Raw genomic sequence first — 243 nt, 5'->3', positions numbered from 1 at the left:
AAAATAATGTCCCATCACTTGGTGCTCATTATGATTTTATCTCTAGATTATGGCTCTCAAATCTGTCTACCGACAGGGTCAAACTAAAAAATACGTATTCTTACAAGAAGAAACCATCTAAAATTAAGGCACCAGGAAAAAATAAAAAGCTTCCTAATAAAAAAACAGGTATTGTTAAGAGAATTTCAGATTTTTTTGAAGCTGGTCGCTCATTTTCCCTAAGAGCCGAAAGGCTGCTTCAAA

1 pseudogene is annotated in these 243 nt (G+C 34.2%); it reads left to right on the top strand.

Annotated features, from left to right (window positions below):
- Positions 1-243 (top strand): annotated as a pseudogene (locus Ctaglu_RS25800) (hypothetical protein); the annotation flags it as partial.

The sequence above is a fragment of the Clostridium tagluense genome (genome assembly GCF_003865095.1).
Lineage (GTDB): Bacteria > Bacillota > Clostridia > Clostridiales > Clostridiaceae > Clostridium_AD > Clostridium_AD tagluense.
The sequence above is the reverse complement of the archived record's forward strand: the minus strand, read 5'-3'. Positions and strand labels throughout refer to the sequence as shown.